Annotated in this window: 13 protein-coding genes and 1 tRNA gene; 6 read left to right on the top strand and 8 right to left on the bottom strand. The window is 69.4% G+C overall.

Annotation, left to right across the window (positions count from 1 at the left end; genetic code table 11):
- Positions 1 to 38 precede the first annotated feature (38 nt).
- The 4 genes from ACZ5GT_RS00575 to ACZ5GT_RS00560 all read right to left on the bottom strand — a co-directional run bounded on the left by ACZ5GT_RS00575 (position 39) and on the right by ACZ5GT_RS00560 (position 4365).
- The gene (locus ACZ5GT_RS00575; protein WP_469011980.1) at positions 39 to 2072 is read right to left on the bottom strand and encodes an SPFH domain-containing protein; all 2034 of its coding nucleotides are present in this window, start codon (positions 2070 to 2072) and stop codon (positions 39 to 41) included.
- A gap of 137 nt (positions 2073 to 2209) precedes the next feature.
- Positions 2210 to 2551 carry a hypothetical protein gene (locus ACZ5GT_RS00570; protein WP_469011978.1) on the bottom strand — a complete coding sequence of 114 codons (342 nt, stop codon included), beginning with the start codon at positions 2549 to 2551 and terminating at the stop codon, positions 2210 to 2212.
- 155 nt (positions 2552 to 2706) lie between these two features.
- The gene (locus ACZ5GT_RS00565) at positions 2707 to 4005 is read right to left on the bottom strand and encodes an ArsB/NhaD family transporter (protein WP_469012415.1); all 1299 of its coding nucleotides are present in this window, start codon (positions 4003 to 4005) and stop codon (positions 2707 to 2709) included.
- Between the two features lie 276 nt (positions 4006 to 4281).
- A tRNA-Leu gene (locus ACZ5GT_RS00560) sits at positions 4282 to 4365 on the bottom strand.
- A gap of 488 nt (positions 4366 to 4853) precedes the next feature.
- Here ACZ5GT_RS00560 and ACZ5GT_RS00555 point away from each other — a divergent pair.
- The 6 genes from ACZ5GT_RS00555 to pknB all read left to right on the top strand — a co-directional run bounded on the left by ACZ5GT_RS00555 (position 4854) and on the right by pknB (position 13026).
- Entirely contained in the window at positions 4854 to 5708 is an 855-nt protein-coding gene (locus tag ACZ5GT_RS00555; protein WP_469011976.1) for an FhaA domain-containing protein, read from the top strand.
- Positions 5709 to 5718: 10 nt separating this feature from the next.
- Positions 5719 to 6231, top strand: a complete 513-nt coding sequence (locus ACZ5GT_RS00550) for an FHA domain-containing protein FhaB/FipA (RefSeq protein WP_360755040.1) — start codon at positions 5719 to 5721, stop codon at positions 6229 to 6231.
- Between the two features lie 98 nt (positions 6232 to 6329).
- Positions 6330 to 7889, top strand: coding sequence for a Stp1/IreP family PP2C-type Ser/Thr phosphatase (locus ACZ5GT_RS00545; protein ID WP_469012412.1), 1560 nt, complete (start codon positions 6330 to 6332; stop codon positions 7887 to 7889).
- 27 nt (positions 7890 to 7916) lie between these two features.
- Positions 7917 to 9353 carry an FtsW/RodA/SpoVE family cell cycle protein gene (locus ACZ5GT_RS00540; RefSeq protein ID WP_469011974.1) on the top strand — a complete coding sequence of 479 codons (1437 nt, stop codon included), beginning with the start codon at positions 7917 to 7919 and terminating at the stop codon, positions 9351 to 9353.
- The gene (locus ACZ5GT_RS00535) at positions 9350 to 10834 is read left to right on the top strand and encodes a peptidoglycan D,D-transpeptidase FtsI family protein (RefSeq protein ID WP_469011972.1); all 1485 of its coding nucleotides are present in this window, start codon (positions 9350 to 9352) and stop codon (positions 10832 to 10834) included. Before ACZ5GT_RS00540 ends, ACZ5GT_RS00535 begins: the two co-directional genes overlap by 4 nt.
- 170 nt (positions 10835 to 11004) lie before the next feature.
- A complete protein-coding gene (pknB, locus tag ACZ5GT_RS00530) occupies positions 11005 to 13026 on the top strand; it encodes a Stk1 family PASTA domain-containing Ser/Thr kinase (protein ID WP_469011969.1) in 2022 nt (673 codons plus the stop codon).
- Between the two features lie 96 nt (positions 13027 to 13122).
- On the opposite strand, the gene ACZ5GT_RS00525 is transcribed toward pknB, so the two are convergent.
- The 4 genes from ACZ5GT_RS00525 to ACZ5GT_RS00510 are packed head-to-tail and all read right to left on the bottom strand — an operon-like array spanning position 13123 to position 15784.
- Positions 13123 to 13875, bottom strand: a complete 753-nt coding sequence (locus ACZ5GT_RS00525) for a class E sortase (RefSeq protein WP_469011967.1) — start codon at positions 13873 to 13875, stop codon at positions 13123 to 13125.
- A 15-nt stretch (positions 13876 to 13890) separates the two neighbouring features.
- Positions 13891 to 14955, bottom strand: coding sequence for a class E sortase (locus ACZ5GT_RS00520; RefSeq protein ID WP_469011965.1), 1065 nt, complete (start codon positions 14953 to 14955; stop codon positions 13891 to 13893).
- The gene (locus ACZ5GT_RS00515) at positions 14952 to 15590 is read right to left on the bottom strand and encodes an aminodeoxychorismate/anthranilate synthase component II (protein ID WP_469011964.1); all 639 of its coding nucleotides are present in this window, start codon (positions 15588 to 15590) and stop codon (positions 14952 to 14954) included. The genes ACZ5GT_RS00520 and ACZ5GT_RS00515 overlap by 4 nt, the downstream gene beginning before the upstream one ends.
- Positions 15587 to 15784: a hypothetical protein gene (locus ACZ5GT_RS00510; protein ID WP_469012409.1), complete on the bottom strand. Its 198-nt coding sequence runs from the start codon at positions 15782 to 15784 to the stop codon at positions 15587 to 15589. The genes ACZ5GT_RS00515 and ACZ5GT_RS00510 overlap by 4 nt, the downstream gene beginning before the upstream one ends.
- Positions 15785 to 15795: the final 11 nt, after the last annotated feature.

Genomic DNA, 15795 nt, shown 5'->3' with positions numbered 1-15795 from the left:
TGCCGTCCCCTGTGCGGCAGCCGCGGACCACGGGCCGGTCAGCCCCTGGCGCGGCCGTCGACGGCCGCGAGGGAGGTGTCGGAGAGGCCCAGCTCGCCTGCCTTGTCCAGGAGTTGCTGGAGGTGTCCGGCGTCCGCCCCGCCGTTCTTCATCAGCTTCATCAGCAGCGCGGACACGGTCAGGTTCCGCACGTCCGCCGTGGAGACCGAGCCGAGGACGCGGCCGAGGTCGTCGGTGAAGCTCGACGAGCCGTCCAGCCAGGGCCCGGCGAGCGCCTGCGCCGTCTCGGAGTGCTGCACGAACCCGTCCACGCTCCTGCCGAGCGCGACGGAGGACACCAGGCGGTCGAAGAAGACCGACTCGCCCCCGACGACGGTGATGTCGGCGTTCTCCAGGCCGGTGGCGAGGACGGTGGCCTGGGCCTCGGCGACCTGCTTCTGCACGTCGAGTCCGGCCAGCCGGATGTCCTTCTCCGCCTGCAGCCGCAGCCGGTACTCCTCGTGGCCGCGGGACGCCTCGTCGAGCGCGGCCATCGCCGCTGCCTTCTCGGTGAGACCGGCCGCCTCCGCCTTCAGCTTCTCCCCGATGCCCTCCGCCTCGGCGAGCGCCTTCGCCCGGGAGCCCTCCGCCTCGGCCCGCATCCGTGCCTGGGCGGCCTCCGCCTCCGCGCGGCCGGCCTTCTCGATGACCTCGGCCTCCTTGTCGCGGACCTGGACGGCGGCCAGGCCCGCCGCGGCGGCCTCGGCCTGGACGCCCTCCGCCAGCCGCAGCTTGGCCCGGGCGTCGAGGTCCGCCGACTTCAACCGCGCTTCGGCGAGGGTGAGTTCCTCGGCGGCACGGTGCACGGCGGCCTGCTCGGCGGCCTCGGCGGCCTTGATGTCCTTGACGAGCTTCTCCTGCGCCTCGGCCTCGGCGGCGATGACGACGGCCTGGCGGTCACGGTCCGCCTGCTCCACCGCGCGCAGCCGCTTGATGGCCTCCTCCTGCTCGGCGACCGTGCGGTCCACCGCGACGCGTTCGCGGATGACCTCGGCGATGTCCCGCTTCTCCGCCTCGACCTCCTTGTCGGCGGCGATCCGCGTCAGCTGCGTCTCCCGCTCCCGGGCGATGACCTCCAGCAGCCGGTCCTTCTCGATCCGCTCGCTCTCCACAGCGATGACCCGCTCACGGTTCTTCGCGGCGACGGCGACCTCGCGGGCCTGGTTCTCCCGCTGGATGCCGAGCTGTTCCTCGGTCCGCAGGAAGGCGCTCTGCGCCCGCAGCCGCTCCTCCTCGACGACCCGCGCCGTCTCCGCCTCCTCCCGCGCCCGTACGGTGTCGATCTCCCGGCGCTGCTTGATCTCGGCGTCCGTCTGCCGGCGCTCCAGCTCCAGGATCGCCTCGCGGGCGTCCACGTTCTGCCGGGTGATCTCCTTCTCCTCGGTGCGCTGCGCCTCGTTGGTGCGCACGTGCTCCAGGGCGGTCAGCTCGGTGATCTTCCGGATGCCCTGGGCGTCGAGGACGTTGGCCGGGTCGAGCTGGGTGACCGGCGTCTGCTCCAGGTAGTCGATCGCCGCGTCCTCCAGGTGGTAGCCGTTGAGGTCGACACCGATCAACTCGATGATCTTGTAACGGAGTTCCTCGCGCTTGGTGTACAGGTCGGTGAAGTCCATCTGCTTGCCGACGGTCTTCAGTGCCTCGGAGAACTTCGCGTGGAACAGCTCCTGAAGCGTCCTCTGGTCGCTGGCCCGCGCCGTACCGACCGCCTGGGCGACCTTGATGACGTCCCCGACGGACTTGTTGACCTTCACGAAGAACGAGATCCGGATGTCCGCGCGGATGTTGTCGCGGCAGATCAGCCCTTCCTTGCCGGCCCTGGTGATCTCGATCGTCTTCACCGAGATGTCCATCACCTCGGCCTTGTGCAGCACCGGCAGCACGATCTGCCCGGTGAAGGTCACGTCGACCCTGCGCAGTTTGGAGACGATCAGGGCCTTGCCCTGCTCCACCTTGCGGAAGAGCCGGGAGACGACGAGTGCGGCGAGCAGGCAGACGACGACGAGCACGCCGATGCCCACGGCGATGGTGTTCATGCCAGGTCCTTTGGGTCTGCGAGAAGTCGGTGCCTCGACGGAGGCGGGGCCCGCTCGGCCACGGGCAGGCGTGCGGAGGCGCGGCCCCCGGTGCGATCACGCGGGCGTCCGGCCGGGTCGACGGGCGTCAGGCGGGGTCAGCCACGGGAACGGGGACTGCCGGGGTCGTACGGAGCGCCACCGGCCGCGGTCCGCCGGTGCGGCAACAGCCCGCCGGGAAAAGACGCACACCGTCGCGTCGCCGTCCCGGCGGCGGACGCGGACGGGCCGGGCGGCGCGGACAGAGCGGGCGGCGCGGACAGAGCGGGCAGGGCGAACAGAGCGGGCAGGGCGAACAGAGCGGGCAGCGCGGGCAGCGCGGCCCGGACGGCCGGGGCGGCGGTGACACCGGGCCGGGTCAGGCGCGCCGGACCCGTCACGGTCGTTCCGGTGGGGGTGACGGCGGGGTGGTGCACGCATGCGTCGACGACCTGCCCCACGCGCTCGCCCCCGTCCGAGTTCCCGGCTCCCCCGTTGCTGCCGCCCTCATCTTGAACCGGACATGCCCTCTCGCGCATTGCCGTCACCCGGCAGCCTTGACGCCTCCTCGATGCCGGTGGACGGCACTTCACTGCGCGGATCGGACGAAGGACGGTCAGCCGAGCGCGAAGTAGCGCAGCCACACGTACGCGAGCGCGAGCGCCACGGTCACGCCGGTGACGACCAGGCCGTACTTGGTGAACTGCCAGAAGGAGATGGGCTGTCGGTTGCGTTCGGCGATGCCGAGCACGACGACGTTGGCGGAGGCGCCGATGGCCGTCGCGTTGCCTCCCAGGTCGGCGCCGAGGGCCAGGGCCCACCACATGACGTGGTCCGCGCCGCCGCCCATGTTCTGGACGAGATCGCCGGTGATGGGTGCCATGGTGGCGACGTAGGGGATGTTGTCGACGAAGCCGGACAGCACCGCGGAGGCGCCGAGCAGGGTCATCGAGCCGCCGAGCTCGTTGTCGCCGATCGTGTCGGCCAGGGCCTTGGAGATCTCACCGATCACACCGGTCTCGATCAGACCGCCGATCATGATGAAGAGACCGGCGAAGAAGGCCAGGGTGGGCCACTCCACCTCCTCGAGGACCTCGCGGGTCTCCGCGGTGGAGACGGCGATGAGCAGTCCGGCGCCGAGCAGGGCGACGACGCTGGGCGCGTAGTGCAACACCGGCTGCAGGACGAAGCCGGCCACCACCAGCGCCAGCACCGCCAGGCCCTGCACGAGCAGCCGCGGATCCTCGATGGCCTCGCGCTCCTCCAGCTCCATGATCTCGGCGGCGCGGTCCCCGTCGTAGCGGAACACCTCGCGGAACATCACCCGGCACACCAGGAGCAGGGCGACCAGCAGGACGGCCACGATCGGGGCCAGGTGGACGAGGAAGTCGTTGAAGGCCAGTCCGGCCCTGCTGGCGATGATGATGTTGGGCGGGTCACCGACCAGGGTCGCGGTACCCCCGATGTTCGCCGCCATGACCTCGGCGATCAGGAACGGCGCCGCCGGCAGCGCGAGGCGCTCGCACACCAGCAGCGTCACCGGCGCGATCAGCAGCACCGTGGTGACGTTGTCCAGCAGGGCCGACGCCAGCGCCGTCATCACGACCAGCATGGCCATCACCCGGAAGGGCTTCGCCCGGGCCCGCTTCACCGACCAGATCGCCAGGTACTCGAAGACCCCGGTCTTCTTCAGCACCCCGACGATCATCATCATGCCCATGAGCAGGAAAACGACGTTCCAGTCGACGCCGCTGTGCTCGGAGAAGAAGGCGGACTTGTCGTCGGTCGCGCGGACGGCCAGCATGAGGCCGGCCCCGCCGAGGGCGACGGCGACGCGGTGGATCTTCTCGCTGATGATCAGGGCGTACGCGCCGACGAAGACGACGACCGCGGCCCAGCTCTGCCAGTCGTTCAGGACGGCCACCCCCGATCGGAAGAGAGATTGCTCTCCTGCTCGCCGACCAGGCTTCCCGGCACACCGTGGGGAACCCTACATGTCCTTCTCCCGGCCCCGGCAGACCGCCGAGCCGTCCCGCGACGGCACGAAGACCGCCGGACGGCAACAGCCGATCCGTGATGTGTAAGCATCATCACACCGCAGCGGAAGCACTGGGGGAAACGCAGCGGAACCACTGACACACAGACACAGCGAAGCGGCCCCACCGTGATCGGTGGGGCCGCTTCGTCTCTGTGCGCGAGGGGGGAGTTGAACCCCCACGCCCTTGCGGGCACTGGAACCTGAATCCAGCGCGTCTGCCTATTCCGCCACCCGCGCATTGGGTGTTGCCCTCGGGCTCCGGGGCCTTTCGCTCCGGCGCCTTCCGACACGCAGAACATTAGCACGCTGGGCGGGGTGGGTTCACATCACTTGTTCCGGGGCGGCCCCCGACCAGCGAAGTCGTGCGCGCGCCGGGCCGTTTCCCGCTGTCCCGCTCCACTCCGAGGTGTCTCGGGGCGTGCCGGATCGCGTATCAACCTCGTACCGGTCCGGCCCGTCTCCCCGGGCGCCGGGACAGGTGCACAGCCGGGTGCGGGACACTGGTCTGCAGCCGCCTCTACGATCCTGGGCAGAAGGAGTTCGCGGGAGGAGTTCGAACGACTGCTCCGCAGGGAACTTCGTCAGGCGTCGACACCCGTCGACGGGGTCGACAGGGGGAACCGGCCGATTCACCGGCGCGTGGATACGATCAGTAAGCAGTACCAGGCAGTGCAGTGCCCGCAGGGCGGGACGACGGACGGCAGCAGCTACGGAGGAGGTGCCCCATGGGAGTCCTGAAGAAGTTCGAGCAGCGTCTCGAAGGTCTGGTCAACGGCACCTTCGCAAAGGTGTTCAAGTCCGAGGTCCAGCCCGTGGAGATCGCGGGCGCGCTCCAGCGCGAGTGCGACAACAACGCGACCATCTGGAACCGCGACCGCACGGTCGTGCCCAACGACTTCATCGTGGAACTGAGCACGCCGGACTTCGAGCGGCTCAGCCCCTACTCCGGCCAGCTCGGCGACGAACTCGCCGGCATGGTGCGCGACTACGCCAAGCAGCAGCGCTACACCTTCATGGGGCCCATCAAGGTCCACCTGGAGAAGGCGGACGACCTCGACACCGGCCTGTACCGGGTGCGCAGCCGTACGCTCGCCTCCTCCACCAACCAGCAGTCCGCCGCCCCCGGCGCGCCGGCCGCGCCCCGGCACGGCGGCTACGGCTACCCGCCGCCCGGAGCCCCCGCGGGCGCCCCGCCCATGCCGGCCGCGCCGCCGCCCGGCGGACGCCCCGGCGGCTACGGCTACCCGCAGCCCGCGGGCGTCCAGCACCCCCCGGCCGCCGCGCCGACGGCCGGCGGACGCACCCGCTACTGGATCGAGATCAACGGCGTGCGCCATCAGATCTCCCGCGCGACGCTGGTGCTGGGCCGCAGCACCGACGCCGACGTGCGGATCGACGACCCCGGCGTCTCGCGCCGGCACTGTGAGATCCGGACCGGAATGCCCTCGACGATCCAGGATCTCGGGTCCACCAACGGCATCGTGGTGGACGGACAGCACACCACCCGCGCTACGCTCCGCGACGGCTCGCGGATCGTCGTGGGCAGCACCACCGTTATCTATAGGCAAGCCGAAGGGTGAAGCGGGGGCAATGTCAGAGCTGACCCTCACGGTCATGCGGCTGGGTTTCCTGGCCGTACTGTGGCTGTTCGTGATCGTGGCCGTGCAGGTCATCCGCAGCGACCTGTTCGGTACGCGCGTCACCCAGCGCGGCTCCAGGCGGGAGGCCGCGCGGCCGCAGCAGGCAGCCCGCCAGCAGGCCGCGCCTCCACCGCAGCGCCAGCAGTCGGGCGGGCGCCAGCGCCGTAACGCCCCCACCAAGCTGGTGGTGACCGAAGGCACACTCACCGGCACGACCGTCGCGCTGCAGGGCCAGACCATCACGCTGGGCCGGGCGCACGACAGCACGATCGTGCTGGACGACGACTACGCCTCCAGCCGCCATGCCAGGATCTACCCGGACCGCGACGGCCAGTGGATCGTCGAGGACCTGGGCTCCACCAACGGCACGTACCTCGACCGGAGCCGGCTGACGACCCCCACGCCGATCCCCCTGGGCGCGCCGATCCGCATCGGCAAGACCGTCATCGAGCTGCGGAAGTAGTGCTACGTCATGAATGAGCGCGAGCGGAGCGAGCACGCAGCGGCGGCCGTCACCCAGGGCCCCGGCGCGCTCCCGACCGGAGGGTGGGCACCGTGCGGATGTACCCGGAGCCGACGGGCGAGGTGCGCATGAGTCTGTCACTGCGCTTCGCCGCCGGATCGCACAAAGGCATGATCCGGGAGGGCAACGAGGACTCCGGATACGCCGGCCCGCGACTGCTCGCGATCGCCGACGGCATGGGCGGCGCCGCCGCGGGCGAGGTCGCCTCCTCGGAAGCCATCTCCACCATCGTCGCCCTCGACGACGACGTGCCCGGATCCGACATCCTCACCTCCCTCGGCGCCGCCGTGCAGCGCGCCAACGACCAGCTGCGCGCCATGGTCGAGGAGGACCCCCAGCTCGAGGGCATGGGCACCACGCTGACCGCCCTGCTGTGGACCGGCCAGCGCCTCGGTCTGGTGCACGTCGGCGACTCCCGCGCCTACCTGCTGCGCGACGGCGTCCTCACCCAGATCACCCAGGACCACACCTGGGTGCAGCGCCTGGTCGACGAGGGCCGGATCACCGAGGAAGAGGCCACCACCCACCCCCAGCGCTCCCTGCTGATGCGGGCGCTGGGCAGCGGCGAGCACGTCGAGCCGGACCTGTCCATCCGTGAGGTGCGGGCCGGCGACCGCTACCTGATCTGCTCCGACGGCCTCTCCGGCGTCGTCTCGCACCAGACCCTCGAGGACACCCTGGCCAGCTACCAGGGCCCCCAGGAGACCGTCCAGGAGCTCATCCAGCTCGCGCTGCGCGGCGGCGGCCCCGACAACATCACCGTCATCATCGCCGACGTCCTCGACCTCGACACCGGGGACACCCTCGCCGGGCAGCTGTCCGACACGCCTGTCGTGGTGGGCGCCGTCGCCGAGAACCAGAACCAGCTGCACGACAACAACATCATGCAGACCCCGGCCGGCCGCGCCTCCGGTCTCGGCCGGCAGGGCCACGGGCAGCACGGCGGCGGCGAGTTCGGCCCGCCCGGCTCCGGTGACACCACCGGGTTCGTCCCGACGGGCGGCTTCGGCGACTACACCGACGACGACTTCGTCAAACCGCGCAAGAACCGCAGGTGGCTGAAGAGGTCCTTCTACAGCGTAATCACACTCGCCGTCATCGGCGGTGGCCTGTACGGCGGTTACCGCTGGACGCAGACGCAGTACTACGTCGGCGCCAACGGCGAGCACGTCGCGCTGTACCGCGGCATCAGCCAGGACCTGGCCTGGGTGTCGCTGTCGAAGGTGGAGAAGGACCACCCCGAGATCGAACTCAAGTACCTGCCGGTGTACCAGCAGAAGCAGGTCAAGGCCACGATCGCCGAGGGCGGCCTGAAGGACGCCACCTCGAAGGTCGACGAACTCGCCCTGCAGGCCTCCGCGTGCAAGAAGCAGGCCCAGCGGGAGGCGGCCGAGAGCGATCAGAACGCCAAGACCGGTGAGGGCCAGGCCGGCGGCACCACGGGAACCACCACCACCTCCCTCGCGTCCAAGGCGTCGCCGAGCCCGTCGGCCTCCAAGTCCCCGTCCCCGTCCGCGTCCCCGACCGCCACTCCCAGCCCCGGCCCGACCCTCTCGGAGGAAGAGCAGAAGGTCGTCTCGCTGTGCGGTAAGCAGTAGGCAAGCCGTGAGAGGCCCCGTCACACCATGAGCAGTACTACCAACCCGTCGACGCACCACACGTCCACGATCGGCGCCATCGGCGCACCGAGCCGGCGCAACACCGAGCTCGCGCTGCTGGTGTTCGCCGTCGTCATCCCGATCTTCGCCTACGCGAACGTGGGGCTGGCCATCGACGACCAGGTGCCCGCCGGCCTGCTGAGCTACGGCCTCGGGCTCGGCCTGCTGGCCGGCATCGCCCACCTCGCGGTGCGCAAGTTCGCGCCGTACGCGGACCCGCTGCTGCTGCCACTGGCGACGCTGCTGAACGGGCTCGGACTGGTCGTCATCTGGCGTCTGGACCAGTCCAAGCTGCTGCAGTCCATCAATCAGGCGGGCACGGCGGCGCCCCGGCAGTTGCTGTACACGGCGATGGGTATCGCTCTGTTCATCGTGGTGCTGATCTTCCTCAAGGACCACAGAGTCCTGCAGCGCTACACCTACATCTCCATGGTCGGCGCGCTGTTCCTGCTGCTGCTGCCGCTGGTGCCGGGCCTCGGCGCGAACATCTACGGCGCCAAGATCTGGATCTCGGTCGCCGGGTTCTCCATCCAGCCCGGTGAGTTCGCCAAGATCGTGCTCGCGATCTTCTTCGCCGGCTACCTGATGGTGAAGCGGGACGCACTGGCCCTGGCCAGCCGCCGCTTCATGGGTCTGTACCTGCCGCGCGGCCGTGACCTGGGCCCGATCCTGGTCGTCTGGTTCATCTCGATCCTCATCCTGGTCTTCGAGACAGACCTCGGCACCTCGCTGCTGTTCTTCGGAATGTTCGTCATCATGCTGTACGTCGCCACCGAGCGGACCAGCTGGATCGTCTTCGGTCTGCTGATGTCCGCGGCCGGCGCCGTCGGCGTGGCGAGCTTCGAACCGCACGTCAAGATGCGTGTCCAGGCCTGGCTGGACCCGATGCGGGAGTACACGCTCAGCCAGGCGGGCGTGGCCGGCCACTCCGAGCAGTCGATGCAGGCGCTGTGGGCGTTCGGCTCCGGCGGCACCTTGGGCTCCGGCCTCGGCCAGGGCCACTCCGAACTCATCCGTTTCGCCGCCAACTCCGACTTCATCCTCGCCACCTTCGGCGAAGAGCTCGGCCTCGCGGGCATCATGGCGATCCTGCTCATCTACGGTCTGATCGCCGAGCGCGGCATGCGCACCGCGCTGGCCGCCCGCGACCCGTTCGGCAAACTGCTCGCCATCGGCCTCTCCGGGGCCTTCGCCCTGCAGGTCTTCGTCGTTTCCGGCGGTGTCATGGGCCTCATCCCGCTGACCGGTATGACGATGCCCTTCGTGGCGTACGGCGGTTCCTCCGTCATCGCAAACTGGGCTCTCGTCGGCATCCTCATCCGGATCAGTGACACCGCACGCCGCCCGGCGCCCGCCCCCGCCTCCAACCCCGACGCCGAGATGACCCAGGTGGTCCGCCCGTGAACAAGCCCCTGCGCCGGATCGCGATCTTCTGCGGCCTCCTGGTCCTCACGCTGCTCATCCGCGACAACTGGCTCCAGTACGTCAAGGCCGACAGCCTGAAGGACGACCCCAAGAACCGCCGCGTCACCATCGCGCGCTACTCAACCCCGCGCGGTGACATCATCGTCGGCGGCAGTCCGGTCACCGGGTCGAGCGAGACCAAGCGCAACGGCCTGAACGACCTGAAATACAAGCGCACCTACAAGAACGGCCCCATGTGGGCGCCGGTCACCGGGTACGCCTCCCAGGCCTTCGGCGCCAACCAGTTGGAGTCCATCGAGGACGGCATCCTCACCGGCAACGACGACCGGCTCTTCTTCCGCAACACCCTCGACATGGTCACGGGCAAGGAGCGGCAGGGCGGAAACGTCGTCACCACCCTCAACGCCGCCGCGCAGAAGGCCGCGTACAACGGGCTGAAGACGCAGGGCGGCAAGGGCGCCGTCGTGGCCCTGGAGCCGTCCACCGGCAAGATCCTGGCGCTGGCCTCGTTCCCGTCGTACGACCCCTCGTCCTTCGCCGGCAACTCCAACGACGACGCCGCCGCCTGGAAGAAGCTGCAGAAGAAGTACAACCCCGACGACCCGATGCTGAACCGGGCGCTGCGCGAGACCTACCCGCCGGGCTCCACCTTCAAGGTGGTCACCGCCGCGGCCGCGCTGGAGAACGGGCTGTACACCTCCGCCGAGCAGAAGACCAAGACGCCGCTGCCGTGGATCATGCCCGGCACCACGACCCCCCTGAAGAACGAGGGCAACATCCCCTGCGAGAACGCGACCATGCGGGTCGCGCTTCAGTACTCCTGCAACACCGTCTTCGGCAAGATCGGCTCCGACCTCGGCAACGACAAGATGCTCGCCGAGGCGAAGAAGTTCGGCTTCACCTCGGAGCAGTTCACGCCGACGCGCTCCAGCGCCTCCGTCTTCTCCGACAACATGAACCCGTCACAGACCGCGCTGTCCTCCATCGGCCAGTTCAACACCGCCGCGACGCCGCTGCAGATGGCCATGGTGGCCTCCGCGGTCGCCAACAACGGCAAGCTGATGAAGCCGTACATGGTCGACAAGCTCGAGTCATCGACCGTCGACACCATCGAGCAGACCGACCCCCAGGAGCTGAGCCAGCCGCTGTCCTCGGAGAACGCCCAGATCCTGCAGTCGATGATGGAGACGGTCGTCAAGGACGGCACCGGCAAGAACGCGCAGATCAACGGTGTCACCGTCGGCGGCAAGACCGGTACCGCCCAGAACGGCATCAACAACAGCAACAACCCGTACGCCTGGTTCATCTCGTACGCCAAGCTCAGCGACGGCAGTTCGCCGGTGGCGGTCGCCGTCGTGATCGAGGACGACAAGGCCAACCGCGGCGACATCTCCGGTGGCGGCCTCGCGGCGCCGATCGCCAAGAACGTGATGGAGGCGGTCATCGACTCCAAGAAGTGACCCCGGTCACGTCCCCAACGCATCGGTGCACGTTGCGATACCGGTCCTGTATCGGGTGACGGGCTCGGCCAAGTCGCACACAGCTGTCCGGGTACGGTAGGGCGCGGACGGCAGCCTCCGACCGCACAGCAGTGCCGGTCGGGACCGACGGAGAGGGCTGGTAGGAAGCTATGGAAGAGCCGCGTCGCCTCGGCGGCCGGTACGAGCTGGGCCATGTGCTCGGCCGTGGTGGCATGGCGGAGGTCTACCTCGCGCACGACACCCGCCTCGGCCGCACCGTGGCGGTGAAGACGCTGCGCGCCGACCTCGCGCGCGACCCGTCCTTCCAGGCCCGGTTCCGCCGGGAGGCCCAGTCGGCCGCCTCGCTCAACCATCCCGCGATCGTCGCGGTCTACGACACGGGCGAGGACTACATCGACGGGGTCTCGATCCCGTACATCGTGATGGAGTACGTCGACGGCTCCACGCTCCGTGAGCTGCTGCACTCCGGCCGCAAGCTGCTGCCGGAGCGGGCCATGGAGATGACCATCGGCATCCTGCAGGGCCTGGAGTACGCCCACCGCAGCGGCATCGTCCACCGCGACATCAAGCCGGCCAACGTCATGCTGACGCGCAACGGCCAGGTCAAGGTGATGGACTTCGGCATCGCCCGCGCCATGGGCGACGCCGGCATGACGATGACGCAGACGGCGGCGGTCATCGGCACGGCGCAGTACCTGTCGCCGGAGCAGGCCAAGGGCGAGCAGGTCGACGCCCGTTCCGACCTGTACTCCACCGGCTGCCTGCTGTACGAGCTGCTGACGGTCCGCCCGCCGTTCGTGGGCGACTCCCCGGTCGCGGTCGCCTACCAGCACGTGCGGGAGGAGCCCCAGCCGCCGTCGGTCTTCGACCCCGAGATCACGCCCGAGATGGACGCGATCGTGCTGAAGGCCCTCACCAAGGACCCCGACTACCGCTACCAGTCGGCCGACGAGATGCGCGCCGACATCGAGGCCTGCCTCGACGGCCAGCCCGTCGCCGCCACGGCGGCCATGAGCTCGGTGGGCTACGGCGGCTACCCCGACGACCGGCCGACCACGGCCCTGCGCGCCGACGCGGGCGCCGGCGCCACGTCGATGCTGCCGCCCATGAACCCGGACGACGGCGGCTACGGCTACGACGACCGTCCCGACCGCCGCCGCCAGAAGAAGAACAACACCTCCACGATCCTGCTCGTCGTCGCCGGCGTCCTGGTGCTGATCGGCGCCATATTGATCGGGAAGTGGGCCTTCAGCGGCAACGGGGGCGCGGGCAACGACACGGTGCCGGTGCCCAACCTGGTCAGCCAGACCGAAGGCGACGCCAAGAAGCTGCTGGCCAACAGCGACCTCGAAGTGGGCGAGATCACCCGCAAGCCCTGCGAGGCGCAGAGCAAGGGCAAGGTCTGCTCCCAGGACCCGGGCAAGAACACCGACGTCAAGAAGGGCTCCACCGTCGACTTCGTGGTGTCCACCGGCGCCCCGAAGGTCAGCGTCCCCAGCGTGATCGGCATGAGCCTCGACGACGCCAAGGCGAAGCTGGAGGGCGACGACTACCAGTTCCAGGTCGAGACGAAGGCGCAGGAGTCCTCGGAGACCCCGAACACGGTTCTGGATCAGGACCCGAAGCTCGGCAAGGAGGTGGAGAAGGGATCGACGATCACCCTCACCATCGCCAAGGCCGCCGAGCAGGCCACGGTGCCGGACGTCGCCGGCAAGAGCTGCGACGAGGCCAAGGCGCTGATGACGGTCAACAACCTCGTCGGCAACTGCACCGACGTGGAGACCGACAACAACGACCTGGTGGACAAGGTCATCGGCACCAATCCGGCGGCCGGCTCCCAGGTGAAGAAGAACTCCGCGGTGACCATCCAGATCGGCAAGGCCAAGCAGAACCAGCAGGTCCAGGTCCCCAACATTCAGGGCCAGAGCCTCAAGGACGCCAGGAAGGCCCTCCAGCAGGCAGGCCTCCAGGTCGGCAACGTCACCGGCGCGACGGACGACAACGCCATCGTCCTGGGCTCGAACCCGAGCCAGGGAAGCACCGTCGACAAGGGCACCTCGGTGAACCTCGTCACCGTCGCCCAGGGCGGCAACAACAACGGCGGGAACGACAACGGCGGCACCAACTTCTTCGGCGGTGTCGACGGAGTCGCGTACCGCCAGGAGAACTGACCCTCCCGCACCCGGCACGCACGAGAGCCCCGGCGCCCGCAAGGGCCCGGGGCTCTCGTCGTCGGAAGCCGCCCGACCGTCAGCGCGGCCCGCCGGTCACCGCAGTTCCTTCGGCGGGGTCCGTTCACTGTCCACCTTCTGGACCCGGACCAGTTCGCCCCAGACGACGTAGCGGTAGCGGCTGGTGTAGACGGGGGTGCAGGTCGTGAGGGTGATGTAGTGGCCGGGCTTCTTCCGGCCGGACTCCTTCGGCACCGCCGAGAGGACCTTCACGTTGTACTTGGAGGTCTCGGCGAGGACCGCGTACACCTTGTAGACGTACCACTTGTCCTTCGTCTCGAAGACGACCGGGTCGCCCTTCTTCACCTTGTCGATGTTGTGGAACTTGGCGCCGTGCCCGTCCCGGTGGGCGGCCAGGGCGAAGTTGCCCTTCTTGCCGGTGGTGGGGAGGGTCGCCTTCACCGGGTCCGTGTAGTAGCCGGCGACGCCGTCGTTGAGGATCTTCGCCGAGGTGCCCTTCTCCACCAGCACCTCGCCGTTCTTCATGGCGGGCACGTGCAGGAAGCCGATGCCGTCCTTGGTGTCGAGCGCGCCCGGACCGGTCGGTCCCTGGGACCAGCCGTCCCGCACCTTGTCGCCCTGCCGGTCGGCCGTGCGGTCCGCGACCACGTTCGTCCACCACAGCGAGTAGACGACGAACAGGCCCAGCACCAGGCCCGAGGTGATCAGCAGTTCGCCGAAGACGCCCACCGCCAGCGCGATGCGGCCCGGGCGGCGGCGGGCCGGCCCGTCCGGCGGGGAATCCCCCGTGTGCTCTTCGTGCTGCGTGCCGCCGGTGGTCGCTGCCACGTTGTCCAACCGCCCCTATTCGACGAGCGCATCCGGCTTTCCCTTGCTGCGCGGCCGTTCCTCGACCATCTTGCCCCAGACGATCAGCCGGTACTTGCTGGTGAACTCCGGCGTGCAGGTCGTCAGGGTGATGTAGCGACCGGGCTTGGTGAACCCCGAGCCGGGCGGCACCGGGCCGATCACGCCGGTGTTGCTCGGCGGCGTCACCGGCAGCGTCGACGTCATCGTGTAGACGTAGTACTCGTTCTGCGTCTCGACGACGATCGGGTCGCCCTCCCGCAGCCGGTTGATGTACCGGAACGGCTCACCGTGCGTGTTGCGGTGCCCGGCCAGCGCGAAGTTGCCGGTCTTCGCCGACGGCATCGCCGTCTTCAGCTCGCCCTCGCTGTAGTGCCCCACCATGCCCTTGTCGAGCACCTTCTTGTTGCTGACGCCCTCCGCGATCGGCACCACCACGTCCAGCTTCGGGATGTGGAGTATCGCGAAGCCCTGCCCCGGCTCGAAGGTGCCCGGGGCGCGCTTGCCGTCCGCCCAGTCCTGCTGGAGTGTGCTGGTCTCCTTGTCGGCCTGCGCGTGCGCCCGGACGTTCGTCCACCACAACTGGTACGAGACGAACAGCAGCATGAGCACGCCCGTGGTGATGAACACCTCACCGATCACCCGGCTCGCCACGACCGCCGGACTCGCCTTGCTCGCGCGGGCCCGCCGGCGCGCCTCCACCCGGGACAGCGGCGCGTCCAAAGCCTGCGAAGTCTCCGGCGCCTCAGCGGCGGCAGCGGACGCCGGGCGGCCGCCCCCGTGACGCCCGCGGCGGCCCTTGGCCGCCTTCCTCCGGGCCGCGCGGCCGCCTGCGGGGGTTCCTGTGGCCGGAGTGGCGTACAGGGCCGCAGAGGACGACGGGGAGGGCTCGGGCGGCGGATCGGGGATCCGCAGCGCCACCGTCTCCTCGTCGATCGGCGGCAGCGTCGGCGACTCGGGCGCCTGCTGCCCCGCCGACCAGTCCGCGAACGCCCCGGACGCCTCGTACGGCTCCTGCCCGTACGAGGCGCCGGACTCGCGCTCGGGACGCAATGCGGTCACGCCGTGGCCCTGCCCACCACCGGGGCGAGCCCCGCGGACCGTGCCACCGCCTCCTCGTCACCGCACTCCACCAGCCAGTTGGCCAGCATCCGGTGCCCATGCTCCGTCAGCACCGACTCCGGGTGGAACTGCACGCCCTCCACCTTCAGTTCGCGGTGGCGCAGACCCATGATGATGCCGTCGTGGGTACGGGCGGTCACCTCGAGCTCCGCCGGAACCGTCGCCGGCTCGGCGGCCAGCGAGTGGTAGCGGGTCGCCGTGAACGGCGACGGCAGGCCCGCGAAGACGCCCTTGCCCTGGTGCTCCACCAACGACGTCTTGCCGTGCAGCAGTTCGGGGGCGCGGTCCACCACACCGCCGTACGCCACCTGCATCGACTGCATTCCCAGGCACACCCCGAAGACGGGTACGCCGGTCGCCGCGCAGTGGCGGACCATCTCGATGCAGACGCCCGCCTCCTCCGGCGTCCCCGGCCCCGGCGAGAGGAGGACGCCGTCGAAGCCGTCCTGGGCGTGCGCCGTCGACACCTCGTCGTTGCGCAGCACCTCGCACTCGGCACCGAGCTGATACAGGTACTGGACCAGGTTGAAGACGAAGCTGTCGTAGTTGTCGACGACGAGAATCCGCGCGCTCACTGGTTGTCCACCGTCACATCGTTGAAGGGAAGCAGCGGCTCGGCCCACGGAAACACGTACTGGAACAGGATGTAGACCACCGCCAGAACCAGCGCGAGTGAGATCAGCGCCTTCACCCACACGTTCCCCGGCAGATGCCGCCAGATCCAGCCGTACATGCCGTCCCTTCCGTTCCACCACGGCACCGGACCCATTCGCCGTACCG

The organism is Streptomyces sp. NPDC031340 (assembly GCF_055569945.1).
Note: the sequence above shows the minus strand (reverse complement) of the source record. Positions and strands in the feature narration are given on the sequence as shown.

Coding starts and splice junctions, on each gene's coding strand:
- ACZ5GT_RS00540 (WP_469011974.1), top strand. CDS start 7,917: ATGAGCAGTACTACCAACCCGTCGACGCACCACACGTCCACGATCGGC.
- pknB (WP_469011969.1), top strand. CDS start 11,005: ATGGAAGAGCCGCGTCGCCTCGGCGGCCGGTACGAGCTGGGCCATGTG.
- ACZ5GT_RS00510 (WP_469012409.1), bottom strand. CDS start 15,784: ATGGGTCCGGTGCCGTGGTGGAACGGAAGGGACGGCATGTACGGCTGG.
- ACZ5GT_RS00575 (WP_469011980.1), bottom strand. CDS start 2,072: ATGAACACCATCGCCGTGGGCATCGGCGTGCTCGTCGTCGTCTGCCTG.
- ACZ5GT_RS00545 (WP_469012412.1), top strand. CDS start 6,330: ATGTACCCGGAGCCGACGGGCGAGGTGCGCATGAGTCTGTCACTGCGC.
- ACZ5GT_RS00555 (WP_469011976.1), top strand. CDS start 4,854: ATGGGAGTCCTGAAGAAGTTCGAGCAGCGTCTCGAAGGTCTGGTCAAC.
- ACZ5GT_RS00550 (WP_360755040.1), top strand. CDS start 5,719: ATGTCAGAGCTGACCCTCACGGTCATGCGGCTGGGTTTCCTGGCCGTA.